This is a genomic window from Amycolatopsis heterodermiae (genome assembly GCF_034929455.1).
Lineage (GTDB): Bacteria > Actinomycetota > Actinomycetes > Mycobacteriales > Pseudonocardiaceae > Amycolatopsis > Amycolatopsis heterodermiae.
In genome coordinates, this window is record NZ_JAYFSI010000002.1 from 503,993 (window position 1) to 523,151 (window position 19,159).

Consider the following 19,159-nt stretch of genomic DNA (forward strand, 5'->3'; position numbering starts at 1 on the left):
GGAGGCCGGACGCATGAAGCTCGCTCTCTACCTGCCCAACTTCCGCGACGAGGTGACGCTCAAGGAGCTCGAAGACCTCACCGCGCTGGCCGAAGACCTCGACTTCGACTCCGTCTGGACGCTCGACCGGATCGTCGTCCCGGAATCGTCCGACCGTGCCGAGCTGCAGTACCCGTTCGGCATGATGACCGACCTGCCCAACGCCTTGCCGGTCATTTCGCGCGGCAAGTGGTTCCAGGGCATGACGTTGATCCCGTGGCTCGCCGCGAAGACCACGAAGGTCCGGATCGGCATGAGCATCATCGACACGCCGTACCGCTCGCCCGGCGTGCTCGCGGCCGAGCTCGCCACCCAGGACCACCTGTCGGGCGGCCGGCTGAACGTCGGCATCGGCTCCGGCTGGATGCCCGAGGAGTTCGCCGCGGCCAGCGTCCCGCAGCTCTTCGGCCGCCGGCACGCCCACGTGCGCGAGACGATCGAGATCATGCAGGGCATCTGGGCCAACGAGCTGTTCGAGTACCACGGCGAGTTCGCGGACTTCGAGCTGTCCGGCTTCGGCCACAAGCCGATCCAGCAGCCGCCGCCGATCTTCTTCTCCGGGCTCAAGGACCCGAAGCGTTCGGCCAAGCGCATCGCGAAGTACGGCCTGCAGGGCTGGATCGGCATCCAGGACACCCCGGAGGACATCAAGCGCTGGAAGGGCGAGATGGAGCGCGAGCTGGGCGAGCTCGGCCGCGGCTTCCCCGACGGGTTCGAGATGTGCAGCATGATCTGGTTCGTCATCACCGACGAGCCGATGGACCAGACCCCGGCCGGCAAGGGCACCAACCTGCTGGCCGGCAGCGCGCAGCAGATCGAGGACATCCTCAAGCGCTACAAGGAAGCCGGGATGACGATGCCGCTGCTGTGGCCGCCGTTCCGCGACGTGCCGACGTCCAAGACGCTCGACGACCTCAAGCGGCTGACCGAGGAGATCATGCCGAAGGTCGACGCGGCTTAGCGAGGCAGCCGCACCTCGACCGTCGTGCCTTGGCCCACGACGCTCGTCACCGCGAGCCGCCCGCCCATGGCCTCGGCCAGCCCCTTCGCGAGGGGCAGGCCGAGGCCGACCCCCTGGCCGGTGTCCGCGCCCAGCCGGTCGAACGGCGTGAACAGCCGCTCGAGGTCCTCGGGCGCGACGCCCCGGCCGCTGTCCGCGACGGTCACGACCACCGCTTCGGCTTCGACGCGGGTGGTGATCGTGACCGTGCCGCCGGCCCGGTTGTAGCGCACGGCGTTGCCCGCGAGGTTGAGCAGGACCTGCTTGAGCCGGCGCTCGTCGCAGCACACGGACGCCGGCCCGCTCTCGTCGCGCAGGTGCACGCCTTCGGCACCGGCGAGCGGTTCCAGCAGGTGCAGCACCTCGGCGACCACGGCCGCCACGTCGAGGTCCGCCGGGTGCAGCGGCAGCGCGCGGGCCTCGATCCGGGCCACGTCGAGGACGTCGTCGACCATGGCCAGGATGTGCCCGGCCGCGTCGTTGATGTGCTCCAGCGCCGCGCGACGGCGTTCCGGTGGCAGGTCGAGCGAGCCCAGCAGCTCGGTGAACCCGGTGACGGCCTGCAGCGGCGTGCGCAGCTCGTGGCCGAGGGCGGCGACGAAGTCGGTCTTGGCCCGGCTGGCCTGCTCCGCCGCCTGGCGCGCCACCTCGGCCTCACGACGGCCCCGGCGTTCCCGCTCGGCGGCGCGGCGCTGGGTGACGTCGAGGACGTTCGCGATCAGCCGGACGGGACGGCCGTCGGGCCCGGCGACCGGCGACACCGAGACGACGAGGTCCAGCGTGCGCCCGTCGGGGTGGCTCAGCGTCGCCTCGTACGGCGCGGCCGACTCCCCGGCCGGGGTGAGCAGCTCGTCGAGCCGGGCGCCGAGCAGCTCGAACTCCGTACGCCCGAGCAGGTCCCGGAGCGCTTCGTTGGTGCGCGTCACGGCGCCGTCCGGCTCGGTGATGGCCATGCCGGTCACGTTGTCGTCGAAGGCCCGCCGGAACCGCTCCTCGCTGTCGGCCAGCGCGCCGAAGAGCGTGTCGTGGTCGATGGCCACCGACGCCAGGTGGGTGAGCCGGTCGACGAGGTCGCGTTCGCGGGGCGCCGGCTGGTGGGTCCGTTCGTGGTAGACGGCGAAGGTGCCGACGACGCCACCCCGGCCGCGGATCGGCGTCGACCAGCAGGCCCGCAGCCGGTGCGCCCCGGCGAGCTCCCGGAACTGCACCCAGCGCGGGTCGGTCGTGACGTCCTCGGCGATCACCGGCACGCCCAGGAACGCCGCGGCCCCGCAGGACCCGGCGTCCCGGCCGATGGGGAGGCCGTCGATGCCCTCGGACCAGGCCGCGGGCAGCGACGGCGCTGCGCCGTGGTGCAGCGTCGCCGACTCCAGGTCGAGCAGCAGGATCGAGCAGTGGCAGCCGGGCATCAGCCGTTCGAGGGTGGTCGCGACCTCGGTCAGCACCTCGGCCAACGGCGCGCCTCCCGCGATGCGCTCCAGCACCCCGGACTGGGCCCGCAGCAACGCCTCGGCGTCGCCGACGGCCTCCCGGACCTCCGTCATGGCTCGAGCCGGTAGCCGACACCGCGGACGGTCCGCACGAGCCCCGGCCCGAGCTTCTGGCGCAGGCGGTGGACGTGCTCGGTGACGGTCGCTTCGCTCTGCCACTCGGCGGCGCTGGCCCAGACGGATTCGAGCAGCTGGGCGCGGGTGAACACCTGGCGCGGGTGCGCGGAGAGGAAGGCCAGCAGGTCGAACTCCTTGGCCGTCGTGGTGATCTCGCGGCCGTCGAGGAAGACCTCGCGCGCGGCGTGGTCGATCCGCAGCCCGGCCGCGGTCACCGGGGGCGCCGGCGCGGCCCGCCGCAGCACCGAGCGCACGCGGGCGACCAGTTCGCCGGGGGAGAAGGGCTTCACGAGGTAGTCGTCGGCGCCGAGGTCGAGCCCGACGATCCGGTCGGTCTCGCCGCTGCGGCCCGACAGCACGATCACCGGCAACGCCGCGTTGCGCTCACCGCTGCGCAGCCGCCGCAGCACGTCCAGGCCGCCGACGCCGGGCAGCGCGAGGTCCAGGATGACCAGGTCCAGGTGCTCACGCCCGATGGTTTCGAGGGCCCGCCGGCCGTCGGGCGCCTCGGCGACGCGGAACCCCTCGGCCTCCAGCTGCCACGTCACGACGGTCCGCACCCGCGGGTCGTCGTCGACGACCAGCACCAGCCGCCCGGTGGCCCCGCGCTTGCCGGGCAGCGTCGCAGGGGCGTCCATCGCGGCTCCTTCACCGGCGTGCGGCCGCCACGGCGCGGCCGCCATCCATGGTGCCTCACCTGCGGCGCGGAGGCCAGATCGGCGAGAGTTCCGCATCTGCGGATCAAAGAGATCTTTCGAACCGATAACGCGGAGGGAAAGACCTTGCCTGATCCGCACCTGCGCCGAATGACCGGTGTGAGACGCCGGCGACGGGCCGGGGCTGCGGAGGGAAACGGCAATGTGGACGTTGGTTTTGATCGGCCTGCTCGGCGGCCTGATCACGGGGGTGTCGCCGTGCATCCTGCCGGTGCTGCCGGTCGTGTTCTTCGCCGGCGGAGCGAAACAACCGGGCAGTGAGCCGGAACCCGAGCCGGCCGGCGACGTGCTGGTCGCCACCAGGAAGACCCGGGCGCGCAACCGGCGGCCGTACGCGGTGATCGGCGGGCTCGTCCTGAGCTTCACCGTGTTCACCCTGCTGGGTTCGCTGCTGATCAAAGCGCTGAACCTGCCGGACGACATCCTGCGGATCGTCGGGCTGGTCGTGCTCTCGGTGGTGGGGCTGAGCCTGCTGGTCCCGCCGCTGGAACGCCTGCTGGAGAAGCCGTTTTCGAAGCTGCCGCAGCGCAAGGTGAACCCCAACGGCGGCGGCTTCACCCTCGGGCTGGGCCTGGGGCTGCTGTACGTCCCGTGCGCCGGCCCGGTGCTGACCGCGATCACGATCGCCGCGGCCAACGGGAAGATCGGCGTCGAGACCGTCGCCCTCACCGTCTCCTTCGCGATCGGCGCGACCGCGCCGCTGCTCGTGTTCGCCTTGGCGGGCGCCAAGATCTCCGAGCGGGTGAAGTTCTTCCGCAAGAACAACGGCAAGGTCCGCGCGATCGGCGGGGTGATGATGCTGCTGCTGGCGGTGGCGCTGTACTTCGACCTGCCGTCGCTGCTGCAGACGAAGCTGCCGAACTACACGCAGGCGTTGCAGGACAAGGTGGAGAGCTCCCAGGCGATCAGCGACCTGCGGCTGTCGAACCTCGGCGACGCGAGCAACCAGGCGCTGGACAAGTGCGCGAACAACGACCAGGGGCAGCTGCGCGACTGCGGGCCGACACCGGAGTTCGAGAACATCGACGGCTGGCTCAACAGCCAGCCGCTGACCATGGCCGGGCTCAAGGGCAAGGTCGTGCTCGTCGACTTCTGGACGTACTCCTGCATCAACTGCCAGCGCAGCCTCCCGCACATCAAGGACCTTTACGCCCGTTACCAGGCGGCCGGGCTCGAGGTCGTCGGCGTGCACACGCCGGAGTTCGCGTTCGAGCACGACAAGGGCAACGTCGAAGCCGCGACGAAGAAGCTGGGGATCACCTACCCGGTCGCCATCGACAACGAGACGAGCACCTTCAACAACTTCCGCAACCAGTACTGGCCCGCGCGGTACCTGATCGACGCCACCGGGCAGGTCCGGTACCTGAAGCTGGGCGAAGGCGCCTACGACCAGACCGAGAACGTCGTCCGCGAGCTGCTGCAGCAGGCCAAGCCTGGTGTCGCACTGCCGAAGCCGGGCGAACTGCCCGACACGACCCCGACGGACCAGCGCACGAGCCGCGAAACCTACCTGAGCTACGGCGAGCTGCCGAAGTCGTTCACCTCGGGCGGATCGCCGCTGGTGCTGGAAAAGCAGGCGAGCTACGACTTCCCGGCGAACCTCCCGGCGGGCAAGGTCGCCTTCGGCGGCGACTGGACGATCGACTACCAGAAGGCCACGGCCGGGCCGGACGCGCAGCTGAAGCTGAACTACACGGCCAAGAGCACGAACCTCGTCCTGGCGGGCCAGGGCACGGTGACGGTCTCGGTCGACGGCGGCCCGCCGCGCACGGTCACCGTCTCGGGAACCCCGAACCTGTACCGGTTGTCGCAGACCCCGGACCTCCACAGTGGACAGTTGTCGCTGACGCTGAGCCCGGGTCTGCAGGCCTACTCGTTCACCTTCGACTGAGCCCCGAACCCTTAATTCTCAAGGAGAACATCATGAACGAAGTCACCGACGCCGGTTTCGCCGCCGACGTGCTCGACAGCGACAAGCCCGTGCTGGTCGACTTCTGGGCCACCTGGTGCGGTCCGTGCAAGAAGGTCACGCCGGTGCTCGAAGAGATCGAGGCCGAGCAGGACGGCACCGTGAGCTTCGTGAAGCTCAACGTCGACGACAACCCCGACACGGCACGCGACTACCAGGTGATGTCGCTGCCGACGCTGATCCTGTTCCAGGGCGGCAAGCCGGTGAAGCACATCGTCGGCGCGAAGAAGAAGGCCGCGCTGCTGGCGGAGCTCGCCGAGGTCCTGGGCCGGAGCTGACGCCCTCAGGTGCCGATCGCGAGCACGACGACGTCGTCGTCGTGACCGCCCGGCTCGACCAGGTGCGCCAGCACGGCGTCGGCCACCACCGCGGGGTCCTGGCCGGCGAACCCGGTCAGGAACGCCGCGAGCCCGCGGAGCGCTTCGTCGATGTCCTCGCCGCGGCGCTCGACGAGGCCGTCGGTGTAGAGGAAGACCAGGCTGCCCGGCTCCAGGGTCGTCCGCAGGTCCGTTCGCGGCCGGGTGCGGATGCCGAAGTGGCTGAAGAGGACGTCGTGCTCGGTCAGCACCTCGGTGCGGCCGCCCGGGTGGACCACGATCGGCGGCGGGTGGCCGGCGTTCGTGGTCGTCAGGTCCCAGCGCCCACCTCCGCCGCGGCGGAGGTGGGCGTGCACGAGGGTGCCGGTCGCCGAGAGCTCGAGGCCGGTCAGCGCCGTTTCCAGGGCTTCGACCGTCTCCGCGGGACCGGCGCCCGGCAGGTCCCACGCGGCCTGGCGCAGCATGCTGCGGACCTGCCCCATCAGAGTCGACGCGTGGACGTCGTGGCCGGTGATGTCGCCGACCGTCACCGCCAAAGCCGCCGGCCCCGGCGCGCCGGGGAGGGTGACGGCGTCGTACCAGTCGCCGCCGACGGCTTCGTCCGCCTCCGACGGCCGGTAGCGGGCCGCCATCCGCAGGCCGGGCACCGCCGGCAGCGCGGTGAGCATGGCTTCCTGCAGCTGGCGGGCCACGCCGATCCGGCGTTCCAGCTGGCGGACGCGCTCCAGCGCCTGCGCGGTGTAGGTGGCGATGGTGCTGAGCACGGCCCGCTCGGCGCTGTCGAGCTCGTGCGGCCCGTCCCAGCCCAGCGTCAGGACACCGAGGACGTCACGGCTGCCGACCAGCGGCGCGCAGGCGGTGGCGTGCAGGCCCAGCTCGCGGTAGAGGCGGCCGATCGCGGCCGGGAACCCGGCGTCGATCGCGGCGGGGTCCTCGTAGCACAGCAGCCGCCGTTCCCGGAACGCCTTGGCGGTGGGCATGGCGGCGTCGGGGCGGTAGACGGCGAACTCCGCCGTGTCCGCGGTGGTCGTCCGGCCCGGCTGGGCCACCCGCCGCAGCGTGCCGCCCGGCTCGGCCACGACCAGCCCGACGTAGGACGGCCGGTGGTCGGCGGAGACGAGCCAGCTGACCTCGTGGCGGATCTGCTCCAGCGTCCGGGTCCCGGCCAGCGCCTGCGCGGCGCTGAGCAGGATCTCGTTGCGGGCGTGGGCCCGGTCGAGCTGCGAGGCCAGCTCGTCGCGGCGGTCGCGGTCGCGCTTGCCCTGCCGGGTGGCCAGGCGCAGGCGGATCTCGGTGGCGCACATCGTGGCCAGGTCCGCCAGCGTCGAGATCTCGTCGTCGGTCCAGGTGCGCGGCCGGGTGTCGATCGCGCACAGCGAGCCGAGCACCTGGCCGGTGGTGTCGGTCAGGGGGATCCCCGCGTAGGCGACGACACCGAGGTCGGGGATGGCCAGGTTGTCGCGGGTCAGCGCGGACGTGCGGGCGTCCGACAGCACGAGCGGCACCCCGGTGGCCACGACGTGCTGGCAGAACGAGTGGCTGAGCGGGGTCTGGCGCGCGCTCGCCCACGGTTCCGGGAGCCCCTGCATGCCGGGGAAGACCTGGCGGTCCGGCTCCACGAGCGAGACCAGCGCGACGGGGACCCGCAGCTGCACGCGGACCATGGCGGCGAACCGGTCCATCGCGCTGTCGGGCTGGGCGGACAGGCCGCTGTCGTGCAGGGCGCTCACCCGTGCCGGGTCGCACAGGACCAGGTCCGGTGCGGGGACGCCGTCCTGCATTCGCCCTCCCTGCGCCGTGGTCTCCGCCCGGCCGGTCCGGAGCGCGAAGGCCAGGGTAGGTCGTGACGCCGCGTCACGACCGGATCACCGGGATCTAGAGGGCGTCGGCGATGGGTGCCAGCCCGGCGATCAGCTCGTCGAGCTCGTCCGCGGTGAGCACGTCGTACGCCGGGGCCGCAAGTTCGTCGGTGAGGGTCTCGATCCGCTCCCGGAGCTCCCGGCCGGCGTCGGTGAACCCGTCGGCGGCGTCCACGAGCCCGCGGTCGCGCAGCCCGTCGACGACCCCGGCCAGCTGCGCCTTCGGCAGGTGGTGGATCCGGCCGAACTCCTGCGGCTTCATGCCGAAGGCGAGCGCGGTGAGCACGTGGGCCTCGGTGCCGCCGATGCCGTGCGCGACGAGCAGGCCGTTGTGGCCGTCGCCGCGGTGCTCCCGCAGCAGCGTCGCCGCGTGCCAGATCCGGGCCACCGGCTCCTCGGGCACGGCGAGCGCCCGGAGCCCGGCGTACAGCACCCGGCCCTCGATGGGCGCGCTGACGGCGGCGCGGGTGGCGAGGTCGCCGATCCGCACCAGGCCGGGGGAGGCGGCGAGGTCCCCGATCTTCTGCCGGATGGCGTCGGCGCTGCCCCGCTCGCGCACGGCGATCGCCTCCTCCGGGGTGATCTTGCCCCAGACCCACGGGATGTGGCGCGCCACCTCGCCGTCGGCGAAGTTGTAGAAGACGGCGTGCACCACCTCGGCCGGCGCCAGGCCCAGCGGCGCGGCCCGGCCGGCGAAGTACCCGTCCCAGTAGTTGCGCATGCCGACGGCCCGGAAGGCCTCGTCCGGCACGCCGGAGAAGGTGATGGTGCCGATCGCCTCGATCAGCTCGAACATGCGGTGGATCCTGGCCAGTGGGTGCGGCATCGGTCGGCTCTCCCGTGGTCGTGGCCGCGCCCCTCGCGGGCGGGCCCTCACCCTGGCCACGAACGGCGAGTCCCGGATTCGACAACTCCCGCCGATTTCGTTCCGGAGGGGACCGGCTGGGGGGAGAACCGGCACGGCCCGCCGCCGCGGTGACGCGGGGTCAGCGCACCGACACGGCGTTTCGTACACTGCCCGGCGTGGGCAAGGGGCGCGTCGTGGCCAACCGCTACCGGTTGGAGGAGGAGCTCGGCCGGGGCGGGATGGGCGTCGTCTGGCGGGCGGCCGACCTCGAGCTCGGCCGGCAGGTGACGCTCAAGCGGTCGCTGGACGAGGACGCCGGGCAGATCCGGCGTGAGGCGCGGATCGGGGCCGGGCTGCTGCACGCGAACGTCGTCACGGTGTTCGACACGGTCGTCGACGGCGACGCGCGGTGGCTGGTCACGGAGTACCTGGCCGCCCGGAGCCTCGAAGAGCTCGTCGACGACGGCGGGCCGCTGCCCGAGGACCGCGTCCGGAAGATCGGCGCGCAGCTCGCCGCGGCGCTCGCGGGCATGCACGCCCGCGGCATCGTCCACCGCGACGTCAAGCCGGGCAACGTCCTGGTGACCGCGGACGACGTCGCCAAGCTGACCGACCTGGGCATCGCCCGCTGGACCGAGGTCACCCGCACCGGCGGCGCCCAGCTCACCGGCACGCTCGGGTACGTCGCGCCGGAGGTGGCCGACGGCGCCGAAGCCGGGCCCGCCTCCGACGTCTTCTCCCTCGGCGCCACCCTCTACGCCGCGATCGAAGGCCGGTCGCCGTGGGGCTCGGGGGAGGACGGCCCGTTCGCGCAGATGCGCCGGGCCGCCGGCGGACGCCCGGTGCCCGCCGAGCGCGCGGGGCCGTTCGCGCCGGTGCTCGCCGCGCTGATGGCCCGGCACCCGGCCGACCGGCCCACCGCCGCCGAGGCGGTCACGCTGCTGACGGCGGACGCCCCGGCCCCGCGACGGTCCCGGCGCCGCCTGCGCCGCCGGCTGCTCACCGCGGCCGCGGTGGTGGCGGTGGCCGTGCTGGTGACCGGCTTCGTCCTGACCAGGACGGACCCGCCGGCCCCGGCCCCGGCGGTGGCTGCGGCCGCCCCGAACACCCTCGGTGCCGACCCGGCCGCGACCGACCCGTGCGCGGCGATCTCGACCGACGCGCTGGCCTCGTTCGGCGAGCCGTTCGTGGACCCCGAGGTGCTGACCTTCGGCACCTGCGCGGTCACGACCACGCTCGCCGACGGCACCGGCCAGGTGCAGACCCGGTTCGCGCTGACCGGCCCGCTGCGGTACCCGACCCGGCCGCCGGTGCCCGGCAAGATGGGCGAGATCGAGCGCCCCGAGGCCAAGAACGGCACCTGCGAGCGCGCCATTTCGCTGGCCGACGCCAACCGGGTCGTCGTCACCTCCTACCCGGTGACCGAGGCCCGGGAAGCGCCGGTGTGCGCCATCTCGGAGGCGGTGCTGTCCGGCGTGCTGCCCATGCTCGCCAACGGGCCGCTGCCGCGGCGGACCCAGCCGTTCCCGGCCTGGTCACTGGCCCACGTGGACGCCTGCGGCCTGCTCGGCACCGCCGCGGTGTCGGCGGCCGCGGGCCGCACCCCGCCGCCGGATCACGAGTTCGGCGGCTGGGGCTGCACGTGGGAGGCCGACCCCCGCACGATCACCGTGGACTTCGACCGGGAATGGCCGCTCGAGGCGGACGAAGACGTGCCCGGCGAACGGATCCGCCTCGGCAGCCGCACCGCCATCGTGGCCCCGGTGCCGGGCGGCAAGCCCCAGTGCGCCGTGACGATCATCCACCGCAGCTACACCCCGGTGCTGCCGGTGCTGCGCGGCACCCCGGCGAGCCGGGAGGAACTCGCCGTCGTGACGCTGGAGGACACCGGCGCGGCCGGCGGTGACGCGCTCTGCGCCGGCGCGCGGACGCTGGCGGCCACCGTCGCCGCCCGGCTGCCGTCGTGAACCGGGGACCGGTCCCCGGCGGGCCCGGCTAAAAAGGACGAGGCCGGCACGGAGCCGCCGGAACGGACGAAGGGGTGGCGATGCACGTGCTGGCCGGGGTGGCACTCCTCGTGGTGGCCGTGGCCGTGGCCGGTCCGGCGGGCGAGGGGGCTGCCGGACCGGCGCCGCGGATCCGGCACGTCGGGCCACACAGCGAATACACCGGTGTCCAGGCGGCGGCCGACGCCGCGCGCCCGGGGGACACGGTCGCGATCGAGGCCGGCACGTACCCGGGCGGGCTGACCATCCGGCATGACGGCGCCCCGGGACGGCCGATCCGGTTCACCGGCGTCGGCGGCACCGCGGTCCTGGCCGGTGCCGGCGGCCTGGCCGTGGGCGGGCACGGCTGGCTGGAGTTCACCGGCGTGACCGTGGCCGGCTCGGCCGGCTTCGGCGCGTACGCCGAGGGCGCGCACGACCTCGTGTTCGACCGCTTCGGCGTCGACGGCTCCCGCGACGGCGGGCTCGTGCTGGTCGGCACCCACCGGGTGCGCGTCACGCACTGCGACATCCGCGGCACCAACGCCCGCGGCACGTCGGCCGACCACGAAGCGCTGAGCGTCGCCTCGGGCTCGTCGGACGTCGAGGTGTCCGGCTGCCGCGTGCACGACAACGGCGAGGAGGGCATCGACGTCAAGTACGACGACGCGGCCCGCGTGCGGATCCACCACAACGTCGTCACCGGCAACCGGGGGCCGGACGTCTACGTCGACTCGTCGTCCACTGTGGACGTCTACGCCAACGTCGTCGGCGGCACCCGGGAGGCCACCAAGGCCGGGATCGGGCTGGCCGTCGAGGACTACTCGGAAACCCGGCTGCTCTCGGACGTCCGGGTCTTCGACAACCTCTCGACCGGCAACGCGCAGGCCGGGCTGAGCCTGTGGGTCGAGTCGACGGGCACCATGCGGGACCTGGAGATCGTCAACAACACCTTCGCCGGCAACGCCCGCGGCTCGGTGGTCGTCGACGCCGACCGGTTCACCGGGACGAACACCCTGCGCAACAACGTGTTCGGCGACGGCCCGGTCGACGCTGCGCCGTTCACCGCCGACCACAACTTCGCCGGCGACCCGGGGTTCGCGGACCCGGCCCACGGTGACTACCACCTCGCCGCGGGCTCGGCCGCGGTCGACGCGGGCAGCCCCGTGCGCGCCCCCGCGACCGACCTCGACGGCGTGGCCCGGCCCGCCGGCGCGGGCTTCGACATCGGCGCCTACGAACGGAAGTAGCCGTGGCCACCGGACGTCTCGACCCGCACCGGCAGCGCAGCCTGCGCCACGGCGTCACCGTCGCCGTGCCCGGCACGCTGAGCGCGCTGACCGTCACCGGCGGCGTCGCGGTGCCGCCGTCACCCGGGAGCCGGGTGACGTTCGGGCGCAACCGGCGGGAGGTCGACGTCTGCGTCGGCGAGGAGGACGTGCGGATCAGCCGGGTCCACGGGCTGCTCGTGCGCGAGCGGGACCGCTGGTGGCTGAGCAACACCGGCCGTTCGCCGATCCGGCTGTTCGACAGCGTGCTGCTGCACCGGGACAGCGAACCGCTGCCGCTGGCCGACGGCTACACCGCCGTGTTCCTGCGCGGCACCCGCGAGCACGTGCTGGAGCTGCTCGTCTCCGACGGCGAGGCCGGCGTCTCCCCGAGCCGCCCGACGCACCCGACGGCGCCCCCGAAACGCTGGCGGCTCTCCCCGGAGGAGCACGTCGTGCTGGCGGTGCTAGGGCAGCGTTACCTCGGTTACGATCCCCAGCCGCTGCCGCTGTCCCGCCAGCAGGCGGCCGCCGAGCTGGCCGAGCGGCGCCCGCGCGAGAACTGGACGGCCAAGCGCGTCGAGCACCTCGTTTCCCGCGTCCGGCAGAGGCTTTCCGACGCCGGCGTCCACGGCCTGCGCCGCGAGGAGGTGGGCGAGCCGGTGGGGCTGACGCTGACCGTGAACCTGCTCCGCGAGCTGGTCCTCTCGACGACGCTGGTACCGATGGACCTGGAGTGGCTGGAGCTGCCGGACCCACCGCCGTTCCCGGACTGACCCGGCCCTGCACGAGGGTTGATCGAGGTCACCCGGTGCCCGCGCGACTCGGCGATCCGGCTGCCGTGACGGTTGGCGCTGAGATGGCGTTCGCCAGTTCGGTGGGGTGGTTGAGTGGCTGGTGGTTCGTTCCCGCGGTCGTCCTGGCGTGGGTTGTTCGTGGTCACCCGGCGCCCGCGTGACTCGGCGATCCGGCCGCCGCGACGGTTGGCGCTGAGATGGCGTTCGCCAGTTCGGCGGGGTGGGTGGTTCGTTCCCGCGGTCGTCGTGACGCGGGCTGATCGAGGTCAGCCGGTGCCCGCGTGACTCGGCGATCCGGCCGCCGCGACGCTCGACGACGAGATGGCGCCCGCCAACTCGGCGGGGTGGGTGAGCGGCAGCAGGTGGTTAGCTCCCGCGATCGTCGTGACGCTGGCGTCCGGCAGCACGGCAGCCAGGCGGGCGATCAGCCGGTGCGTCGCGCCGGGGCTGTCCGCGCCCCGGACGAGCCGGACCGGGGTGGTGATCCGGGCCGGGTCCGGTGGTGTCCAGCGGCCGATGGCGGGAACCTCGTTGGTGAAGAAGAACTCCGCGTCCCGTTCGGCGCGGGCGAGTCCGTCTTCGCCGAGGACGTCGATGAGCACCGCGCGGTAGTCGTGGCCGCAGACCACGGAGTTGAACGCGTCGAACGCCGTGGGGATGTCACCGCGGGCCGCCGCGGCCATGGCTCCGCCCAGCGCCGCGCCGACCGTGCTCCGCACCTCGGCCTGGTCCGCCGGGTCCAGCAGCTCGTCGATCAGCGGCGGCTCGGACAGCACCAGGCGGGCCACGAGATCCGGCCGGTCGAGCGCGAGCTGGAGCGCGATCGCGCAGCCGGACGAGTGGCTGACGACCGTGGCCGGCCCGGTGCCGAGGCGGTCGAGCAGCGCCGCGGCGTGCGCCGCGTGCCCGGCGAGCTCGATCGGCTCGCGCACGGCCGCGCCACCGGTGTAACCCGCGCGCAGCATCCGGATGACGCGGCCGCCCAGCAGCCCGGCGAGCGGCTCGAACCACGCGCCGAACACGCCGGCGTGCACGAGCAGGGTGGGTTCCCCGGCCCCGGTGTCCGTCCAGCCGAGCGTGGCGCCGTCGATCGTCGTGGTGTGCATGGCTCGTCCCTTCAGTTCGCGTAGAGCCGGATCTCGATGCCGTCGGGGTCGTGCAGGCCGACCAGCACCTTGCCGCCGCCGTGGCCGGTCACGACGCCGCCGTGGGGTTCGCCGGCCTCGTCCAGCGCGGCCTTCCACGTCTCGACGCCCTCCCGGGACGGCACGAGCAGGGCCAGGGCGTCGAAGCCGGACAGCGCCTTGGCGCGGGCGGGATCGTGGCGCAGCGCGAGCTGCGGCGGACACCCTTCCCGCTGCAGGGCCACACCACGGACTTCGCCGTCTTCGACGAACTCGATCGCCACCTCGAAGCCCAGCACCCGCTGGTACCAGGCGCGGCTGCGGGCGACGTCGCCCACGGGCAGCTTGACGTGGTGGATGCCGGTGAGCTCCATGGCGACCCCGATTCGTTGTAGTCCAACTCTAGAGTTAGAGTGCAACGTGTGACCGAGAACGTCAAGCCCCGCGCGGCCCGCACCCGGGCGACCCGGCGGCGGATCGTGGACGCGGCCGCCGCGCTGTTCATCGCCGACGGCTACACGGCGACCACGCTCGAACAGATCGCGAAGCGGGCCGAAGTGGCCGTGCAGACGGTGTACTTCCACTTCGGCAACAAGCGGACCGTGCTCAAGGAAGCCGTCGACCTCGCCGTCGTGGGGGACGACGCCCCCGTCGGCATCCTCGGCCGTCCGTGGCTGGAGGAGGCCCGGGCCGAACGGGACCCGCGGCGGGTCATCGAACTGTGGACGGCCTACGGCCGCGGCATCGTGACGCGGATCGGCCCGATCATGCGGGTCGTGCGCGACGCCGCCGTCGTCGACCCCGACATGGCCGCCCAGTGGACGGCGAACATGTCCCAGACCGCGACCGCGTTCGGGGTACTGGCCGAGCAGCTCGACGGCCTGTCCGCGCTGCGCGTGCCGGTCGGGGAGGCCGTGGACATCCTGTGCGCGCTGTCCGGGCTCGAGATGTACCTGGTGCTCAGCGACCGCGGCTGGAGCCCGGACCGGTGGGAGCGGTTCGTCGTCGAATCACTCGCCCACGCGCTGCTGTCGCCCGCTTAGCCGAGCAGGTCGTCGCAGAAGGCGGCGACGTCGTCGCCGATGAGCTCCAGGACGCCCTTTCCGGCCGCGGCACCCTCCTCGAAGAACTCGGCGATCCCGGCGAGCGGGGGCTCGCCGAGCCCCTCGGCCACGCCGACCTTGAAGACGTACCGCTGGATCTCCTGGTAGACGATCCGGTAGTCCGGCGGCAGCGCCTTGACCCGCGCCTTGTGCGCCCGCCACTGCTTCTTGCCCTCGATGACGTCGTGCACGCCCATGTCAGCCTCCCAGCTGTGCCAGTTTCCGCGCCACGTTCCGGTTCAGCTGCTCGCGCCACCGGTCGCGACAGCTCCGGGCGCCTTCTCCGCCCGCCAGTGCCGCGCAGAATCCCTTGACGTCGTCGCCCAGCACCTCCCGAATGCGCTGCCCGTCGGACGCCGTCTCTTCGAGCAGTCCCAGCGCGCCTTCGAGAATCGGCATCAGGTTGCGGCCGGAGAAGTCCCCGTAGGGGAAGAGGTGATTCTTGATCTCTTCCCACGCCGCCCGGTGATCGGCGGGCAAAACCGCGGCCCTGGCTTCGAAAGCCTGGCATTCCCTGGTGAGATCGCTGCCGGTGATGGTGTCCCAGAAGTTCATCCGCCGCTCTCCCTGAGCTTGCCGATCCGTGCCGTGACGTAGTCCCATTTCGCCCAGAACGTCGCGAGTTGTTCGCGGCCGGCGTCGTTGAGCGCGTAGAACTTGCGCGGCGGGCCCACCCCGGACGGGCGTTTCGTCACCCGGACGAGCCCGTTCTTCTCCAGCCGCAGCAGGATGGTGTAGACCGTCCCCTCGACGACGTCGGCGAAGCCGAGTTCGTTCAGCCGGCGCGTGATGGCGTACCCGTAGGTCTCCTCGCCGCCGATGATCTCGAGCACGCAGCCCTCGAGCGTGCCCTTCAGCATCTCGGTCAGGTCGTCCATCGTGGTCCTCTCCGGTACTCGGTGGCACCGAGTACTGCTACACGGTACCACTAGGTAGCGATATTGATCACTCCCGGCTCCGGCCGCCCCTGCCGGTCGCGCATGATGCACGGAGATGGTTGAAGACTTTCGCCTGCGCTCGGTCGCCGCGGCGGCGTATGGCCCGGCGGCCCTGTTCGGGCTGTCCGAGGGAGCCGTGCTGCCGGTCGTCGCGCTGAGCGCGATCGACCGCGGGGCGAACACTCCGACCGCCGCGTTGATCGCCGCGCTGCTCGGCGTCGGGTCGCTGGCCGCGAACATCCCGGCCGGGATGCTGGCGACCCGGTTCGGCGAACGCCGGTCGATGCTCCTGGCGACGGCCGTCATGGTCGCCGGCGTCCTGACCTGCCTGGTCGACCTCGGCCGCGGGACGGCGTCCCTGCTGCTCTACGGCGTCGGGATCCTGCTGATCGGCGCGGCGAGCGCGGTCTACAGCCTGGCCCGGCAGTCGTACCTGACCGAGATCGTCCCGGCGCACATGCGGGCCAGGGCGTTGTCGACGCTGGGCGGGAGCATGCGCGTGGGCGTGTTCCTCGGGCCGTTCGCCGGGGCCGTCGCGATGCAGTTCGCCGGCCTGCCGGGCGCGTACTACGTGAGCCTGGCCGCGATCGTGGCGGCCGGCGCGCTGGTGTTCCGGATGCCCGACCTGGAGGTCACCGCCGTCGACCGGGCCGACGCCTCCGCCGTCACGACGCGGGGGATGCTCCGGCAGCGGTGGCGGGTCTACGCGACGCTGGGGGTGGGGATCCTGCTGCTGTCGGCGATCCGGCAGACCCGCCAGACGGTCGTTCCCCTGTGGGCGGCGCACCTCGGGCTGTCGCCGACGACCAGCTCGATCATCTACGGCGTCGCCGGAGCCATCGACGCGCTGACGTTCTACCCGGCGGGCAAGGTGATGGACCGCCACGGACGGCGCTGGGTGGCCGTGCCCGCGACGCTCGTGCTGGGCGTTTCCTTCGTGGTCATGCCGTTCACGGGCGGCGCGGTGTCGCTGGCGGTGGCGGCCATGGTGATGGGCTTCGGCAACGGCATCGGCTCGGGCATCGTGATGACGCTGGGCGCCGACGTGTCCCCGCGCGCGGGCCGCCCGACGCACATCGGTATCTGGAACGAGCTGGCGGACATCGGCAGCGGGGTCGGCCCCCTGATCCTGTCCGCGGTGACCGCCCTGGCCGGCCTCGGCGCCGGAATCGTGGCCAGCGGCCTGGTCGGCTTCGCGGCGGCCGGCGCGTTGTGGCGCTGGATACCCCGGACCCGCCCGGACGGCTGACCCATCGTTGCTGTCCCGCTTCGGGGACCCTTGCGCGATCGCTATTCAGCGATACTATGTACCGGTAGTCAACGTCATTGAGTAGTGAGCGAGGTGCCCGTGGGCAAGCAGGTGACGGAGATGCTCAAGGGGGTGCTGGAGGGCATCGTCCTGGCGATCCTGTCCGGCCGGGCCGCCTACGGCTACGAGATCACCGCGTGGTTGCGGGAGCAGGGTTTCTCCGACATCGCCGAGGGCACGGTCTACGCGCTGCTCGTCCGGGTCGAGCAGCGCGGCTTCGTCGACGTCGAGAAGGTGCCGTCCGAAAAGGGACCGCCACGCAAGGTCTATTCGCTCACCGCACTGGGACAGCAGCAGCTCGACGAATTCTGGAAGACCTGGAGTTTCCTCGCGCACCGGCTCGAGCAGCTCCGCGAAGGGGGCAACCGACCATGAAGATTTCCGACATCACCGCGAGGGTGATCGGCGACAAACGGCGCTGGCGGGCCTACAAGGCGCGCACCAAAAGGCTTCCGGAGAACTACCGCATCGCGGTCGACGCGCTGGAGCGGTACCTGATGTTCTTCGGGGCGGCGGACGGCGACAGCGCGGCCACGATGTTCGAGGACCTGGCCGACCTGTTCGAACGGGCCGCGGCGGACGGGACGGCGATCCGCGAGATCGTCGGGGAGGACCCCGTGGACTTCGTCGAGGCGTTCATCCAGAACTACACCAAGGGCGGCTGGATCATCCGGGAACGGGACCGGCTGACCAACGGCATCAAGCGCGCGGAAGAGGCCGCCGGGGAGGCCCTGTCATGACGGCCGCGGCGATCCACGTGCGCGGGCTCGAGAAGTCCTACAAGACGCTGCGGGTGCTGCGCGGCGTGGACTTCGAAGTGGCGCGGGGCAGCATCTTCGCCCTGCTCGGCTCGAACGGCGCGGGCAAGACGACCGTCGTGAAGATCCTTTCCACGCTCCTCAAGGCCGACGCGGGGACGGCCGGCGTCAACGGCTTCGACGTCACCACGCAGGCCGAGGACGTCCGGGCGTCCTTCAGCCTCACGGGACAGTTCGCGGCCGTCGACGAGATCCTCAGCGGCCGGGAGAACCTGGTGCTGGTCGCCCGGCTGCGGCACCTCGAGGGCCCGGGCCGGATCGCGGACGACCTGCTCGAGCGGTTCTCGCTGACCGACGCGGCGGCGCGGAAGGTGGCGACGTACTCGGGAGGCATGCGCCGACGCCTCGACATCGCGATGAGCCTCGTCGGGAACCCGCCGGTCGTCTTCCTCGACGAGCCGACGACCGGGCTCGACCCGCAGGGGCGCCTCGAGGTCTGGCGGGCCGTCAAGGAGCTCGCCGGCCGGGGCACCACGGTGCTGCTCACGACGCAGTACCTGGACGAGGCCGAGCACCTCGCCGACCGGATCGCGATCCTGCACGAGGGCCGGATCATCGTGAACGGCACCCTCGCCGAGCTCAAGCGGCTGCTGCCACCGGCCAAGGTCGAATACGTCGAGAAACAGCCGACGCTGGAAGACGTCTTCCTCACCCTCGTCGGCACCGAAGCGAGAGGGGAGCAGTGATGACCAAGCACTTCTTCGGCGACACCACCGTCCTGTTGGGACGGTCGCTGCGTCACATCACGCGCAGCGCGGACACCGTCATCACGACCGCGATCATGCCGATCGCCATGTTGCTGCTGTTCGTCTACGTGTTCGGCGGCGCGATCAAGGCCGGGTCCGGTTCGTACGTGAACTACCTGCTGCCCGGCATCCTGCTCATCACCGTCGCCTCGGGTATCTCCTACACCGCGTTCCGGCTGTTCCTGGACATGAAGAACGGCATCTTCGAGCGGTTCCAGTCGATGCCGATCGCGCGCTCGTCGGTGCTGTGGGCGCACGTGCTGACGTCGCTGGTCGCCAACCTGATCTCGCTCGTGGTCGTCGTGGGTGTCGCGCTGCTCATGGGGTTCCGGTCGGACGCCGGTGTCGGGGCGTGGCTCGCGGTGCTCGGCGTCCTGCTCCTGTTCACCCTGGCGCTGACGTGGCTCGCCGTCATCCCGGGCCTCACCGCGAAGTCCGTGGACGGCGCCAGCGCGTTCTCCTACCCGCTGATCTTCCTGCCGTTCCTCAGCTCCGCGTTCGTGCCGACCGGCACGATGCCCGGCCCGGTGCGCGCCTTCGCCGAGCACCAGCCGGTGACGTCGATCGTCAACGCGCTGCGCAGCCTGTTCGCCCGGCAGCCGGTCGGTGCCGACCTCTGGGTCGCGCTGGCCTGGTGCGCCGGCCTCCTCGTCGTCGCGTACGTCTTCGCCACCATCACCTACCGGCGCAAGATCTCCTGAGAATCCGCCGCCGGGA

At 72.2% G+C, this 19,159-nt stretch carries 21 protein-coding genes; 12 read left to right on the plus strand and 9 right to left on the minus strand.

The genetic code is table 11. The features are described 5' to 3' along the window. Positions 1-13 precede the first annotated feature (13 nt). Entirely contained in the window at positions 14-1,000 is a 987-nt protein-coding gene (locus VA596_RS12715) for an LLM class flavin-dependent oxidoreductase (protein ID WP_323326511.1), read from the plus strand. Here VA596_RS12715 and VA596_RS12720 read toward each other — a convergent pair. Both VA596_RS12720 and VA596_RS12725 read right to left on the minus strand, forming a co-directional pair. Further along, complete coding sequence (locus VA596_RS12720; protein WP_323326513.1) at positions 997-2,583, minus strand: sensor histidine kinase; 1,587 nt, start codon at positions 2,581-2,583, stop codon at positions 997-999. The two genes, VA596_RS12715 and VA596_RS12720, sit on opposite strands and share 4 nt — an antisense overlap. Next, positions 2,580-3,284, minus strand: a complete 705-nt coding sequence (locus VA596_RS12725) for a response regulator transcription factor (protein ID WP_323326514.1) — start codon at positions 3,282-3,284, stop codon at positions 2,580-2,582. The genes VA596_RS12720 and VA596_RS12725 overlap by 4 nt, the downstream gene beginning before the upstream one ends. A gap of 220 nt (positions 3,285-3,504) precedes the next feature. On the opposite strand from VA596_RS12725, the gene VA596_RS12730 reads away from it, so the two are divergent. Beyond that, a complete protein-coding gene (locus VA596_RS12730; RefSeq protein ID WP_323326516.1) occupies positions 3,505-5,253 on the plus strand; it encodes a cytochrome c biogenesis protein DipZ in 1,749 nt (582 codons plus the stop codon). A 32-nt stretch (positions 5,254-5,285) separates the two neighbouring features. Beyond that, a complete protein-coding gene (gene trxA / locus VA596_RS12735; RefSeq protein ID WP_323326519.1) occupies positions 5,286-5,609 on the plus strand; it encodes a thioredoxin in 324 nt (107 codons plus the stop codon). A gap of 5 nt (positions 5,610-5,614) precedes the next feature. On the opposite strand, the gene VA596_RS12740 is transcribed toward trxA, so the two are convergent. Together VA596_RS12740 and VA596_RS12745 are read right to left on the minus strand one after the other, a co-directional pair. Next, complete coding sequence (locus tag VA596_RS12740; RefSeq protein ID WP_323326520.1) at positions 5,615-7,429, minus strand: GAF domain-containing SpoIIE family protein phosphatase; 1,815 nt, start codon at positions 7,427-7,429, stop codon at positions 5,615-5,617. Positions 7,430-7,523: 94 nt separating this feature from the next. Further along, the gene (locus tag VA596_RS12745) at positions 7,524-8,333 is read right to left on the minus strand and encodes a MarR family winged helix-turn-helix transcriptional regulator (protein ID WP_410171879.1); all 810 of its coding nucleotides are present in this window, start codon (positions 8,331-8,333) and stop codon (positions 7,524-7,526) included. 197 nt (positions 8,334-8,530) lie between these two features. Between VA596_RS12745 and VA596_RS12750 the strand changes: the two genes are divergently transcribed. From VA596_RS12750 to VA596_RS12760, 3 genes are all read left to right on the plus strand, one after another. After that, positions 8,531-10,321: a serine/threonine-protein kinase gene (locus VA596_RS12750; protein ID WP_323326525.1), complete on the plus strand. Its 1,791-nt coding sequence runs from the start codon at positions 8,531-8,533 to the stop codon at positions 10,319-10,321. 80 nt (positions 10,322-10,401) lie between these two features. After that, positions 10,402-11,589, plus strand: coding sequence for a right-handed parallel beta-helix repeat-containing protein (locus tag VA596_RS12755; protein ID WP_323327738.1), 1,188 nt, complete (start codon positions 10,402-10,404; stop codon positions 11,587-11,589). A 2-nt stretch (positions 11,590-11,591) separates the two neighbouring features. Beyond that, positions 11,592-12,383, plus strand: coding sequence for an FHA domain-containing protein (locus VA596_RS12760; protein ID WP_323326527.1), 792 nt, complete (start codon positions 11,592-11,594; stop codon positions 12,381-12,383). Between the two features lie 287 nt (positions 12,384-12,670). Here VA596_RS12760 and VA596_RS12765 read toward each other — a convergent pair whose 3' ends face one another. Next, positions 12,671-13,510 (minus strand): alpha/beta fold hydrolase, encoded by an 840-nt coding sequence (locus VA596_RS12765; protein WP_323326529.1) that lies wholly within the window; start codon positions 13,508-13,510, stop codon positions 12,671-12,673. 11 nt (positions 13,511-13,521) lie between these two features. After that, on the minus strand, positions 13,522-13,902 hold the full coding sequence (locus VA596_RS12770; protein ID WP_323326530.1) for a VOC family protein: 381 nt from the start codon (positions 13,900-13,902) through the stop codon (positions 13,522-13,524). A gap of 48 nt (positions 13,903-13,950) precedes the next feature. Here VA596_RS12770 and VA596_RS12775 point away from each other — a divergent pair, with 48 nt between their 5' ends. After that, positions 13,951-14,571, plus strand: a complete 621-nt coding sequence (locus tag VA596_RS12775) for a TetR/AcrR family transcriptional regulator (protein WP_323326532.1) — start codon at positions 13,951-13,953, stop codon at positions 14,569-14,571. On the opposite strand, the gene VA596_RS12780 is transcribed toward VA596_RS12775, so the two are convergent. From VA596_RS12780 to VA596_RS12790, 3 genes are read right to left on the minus strand one after another with little or no spacing between them, the layout of a single operon-like run. Then, on the minus strand, positions 14,568-14,828 hold the full coding sequence (locus VA596_RS12780; RefSeq protein WP_323326534.1) for a DUF1048 domain-containing protein: 261 nt from the start codon (positions 14,826-14,828) through the stop codon (positions 14,568-14,570). The genes VA596_RS12775 and VA596_RS12780 overlap by 4 nt on opposite strands. A 1-nt stretch (position 14,829) precedes the next feature. Beyond that, positions 14,830-15,186, minus strand: coding sequence for a DUF1048 domain-containing protein (locus tag VA596_RS12785; protein WP_323326536.1), 357 nt, complete (start codon positions 15,184-15,186; stop codon positions 14,830-14,832). Further along, a complete protein-coding gene (locus VA596_RS12790; RefSeq protein ID WP_323326538.1) occupies positions 15,183-15,509 on the minus strand; it encodes a PadR family transcriptional regulator in 327 nt (108 codons plus the stop codon). The genes VA596_RS12785 and VA596_RS12790 overlap by 4 nt, the downstream gene beginning before the upstream one ends. 115 nt (positions 15,510-15,624) lie before the next feature. Between VA596_RS12790 and VA596_RS12795 the strand changes: the two genes are divergently transcribed. From VA596_RS12795 to VA596_RS12815, 5 genes are all read left to right on the plus strand, one after another. Beyond that, positions 15,625-16,818: an MFS transporter gene (locus tag VA596_RS12795; protein WP_323326540.1), complete on the plus strand. Its 1,194-nt coding sequence runs from the start codon at positions 15,625-15,627 to the stop codon at positions 16,816-16,818. A gap of 99 nt (positions 16,819-16,917) precedes the next feature. Beyond that, positions 16,918-17,253 carry a PadR family transcriptional regulator gene (locus VA596_RS12800; RefSeq protein ID WP_323327740.1) on the plus strand — a complete coding sequence of 112 codons (336 nt, stop codon included), beginning with the start codon at positions 16,918-16,920 and terminating at the stop codon, positions 17,251-17,253. Next, complete coding sequence (locus VA596_RS12805; protein WP_323326541.1) at positions 17,250-17,618, plus strand: DUF1048 domain-containing protein; 369 nt, start codon at positions 17,250-17,252, stop codon at positions 17,616-17,618. The genes VA596_RS12800 and VA596_RS12805 overlap by 4 nt, the downstream gene beginning before the upstream one ends. Further along, complete coding sequence (locus VA596_RS12810; RefSeq protein ID WP_323326543.1) at positions 17,615-18,382, plus strand: ABC transporter ATP-binding protein; 768 nt, start codon at positions 17,615-17,617, stop codon at positions 18,380-18,382. The genes VA596_RS12805 and VA596_RS12810 overlap by 4 nt, the downstream gene beginning before the upstream one ends. Further along, the gene (locus VA596_RS12815; protein WP_323326545.1) at positions 18,382-19,143 is read left to right on the plus strand and encodes an ABC transporter permease; all 762 of its coding nucleotides are present in this window, start codon (positions 18,382-18,384) and stop codon (positions 19,141-19,143) included. The genes VA596_RS12810 and VA596_RS12815 overlap by 1 nt, the downstream gene beginning before the upstream one ends. Positions 19,144-19,159 lie beyond the last annotated feature (16 nt).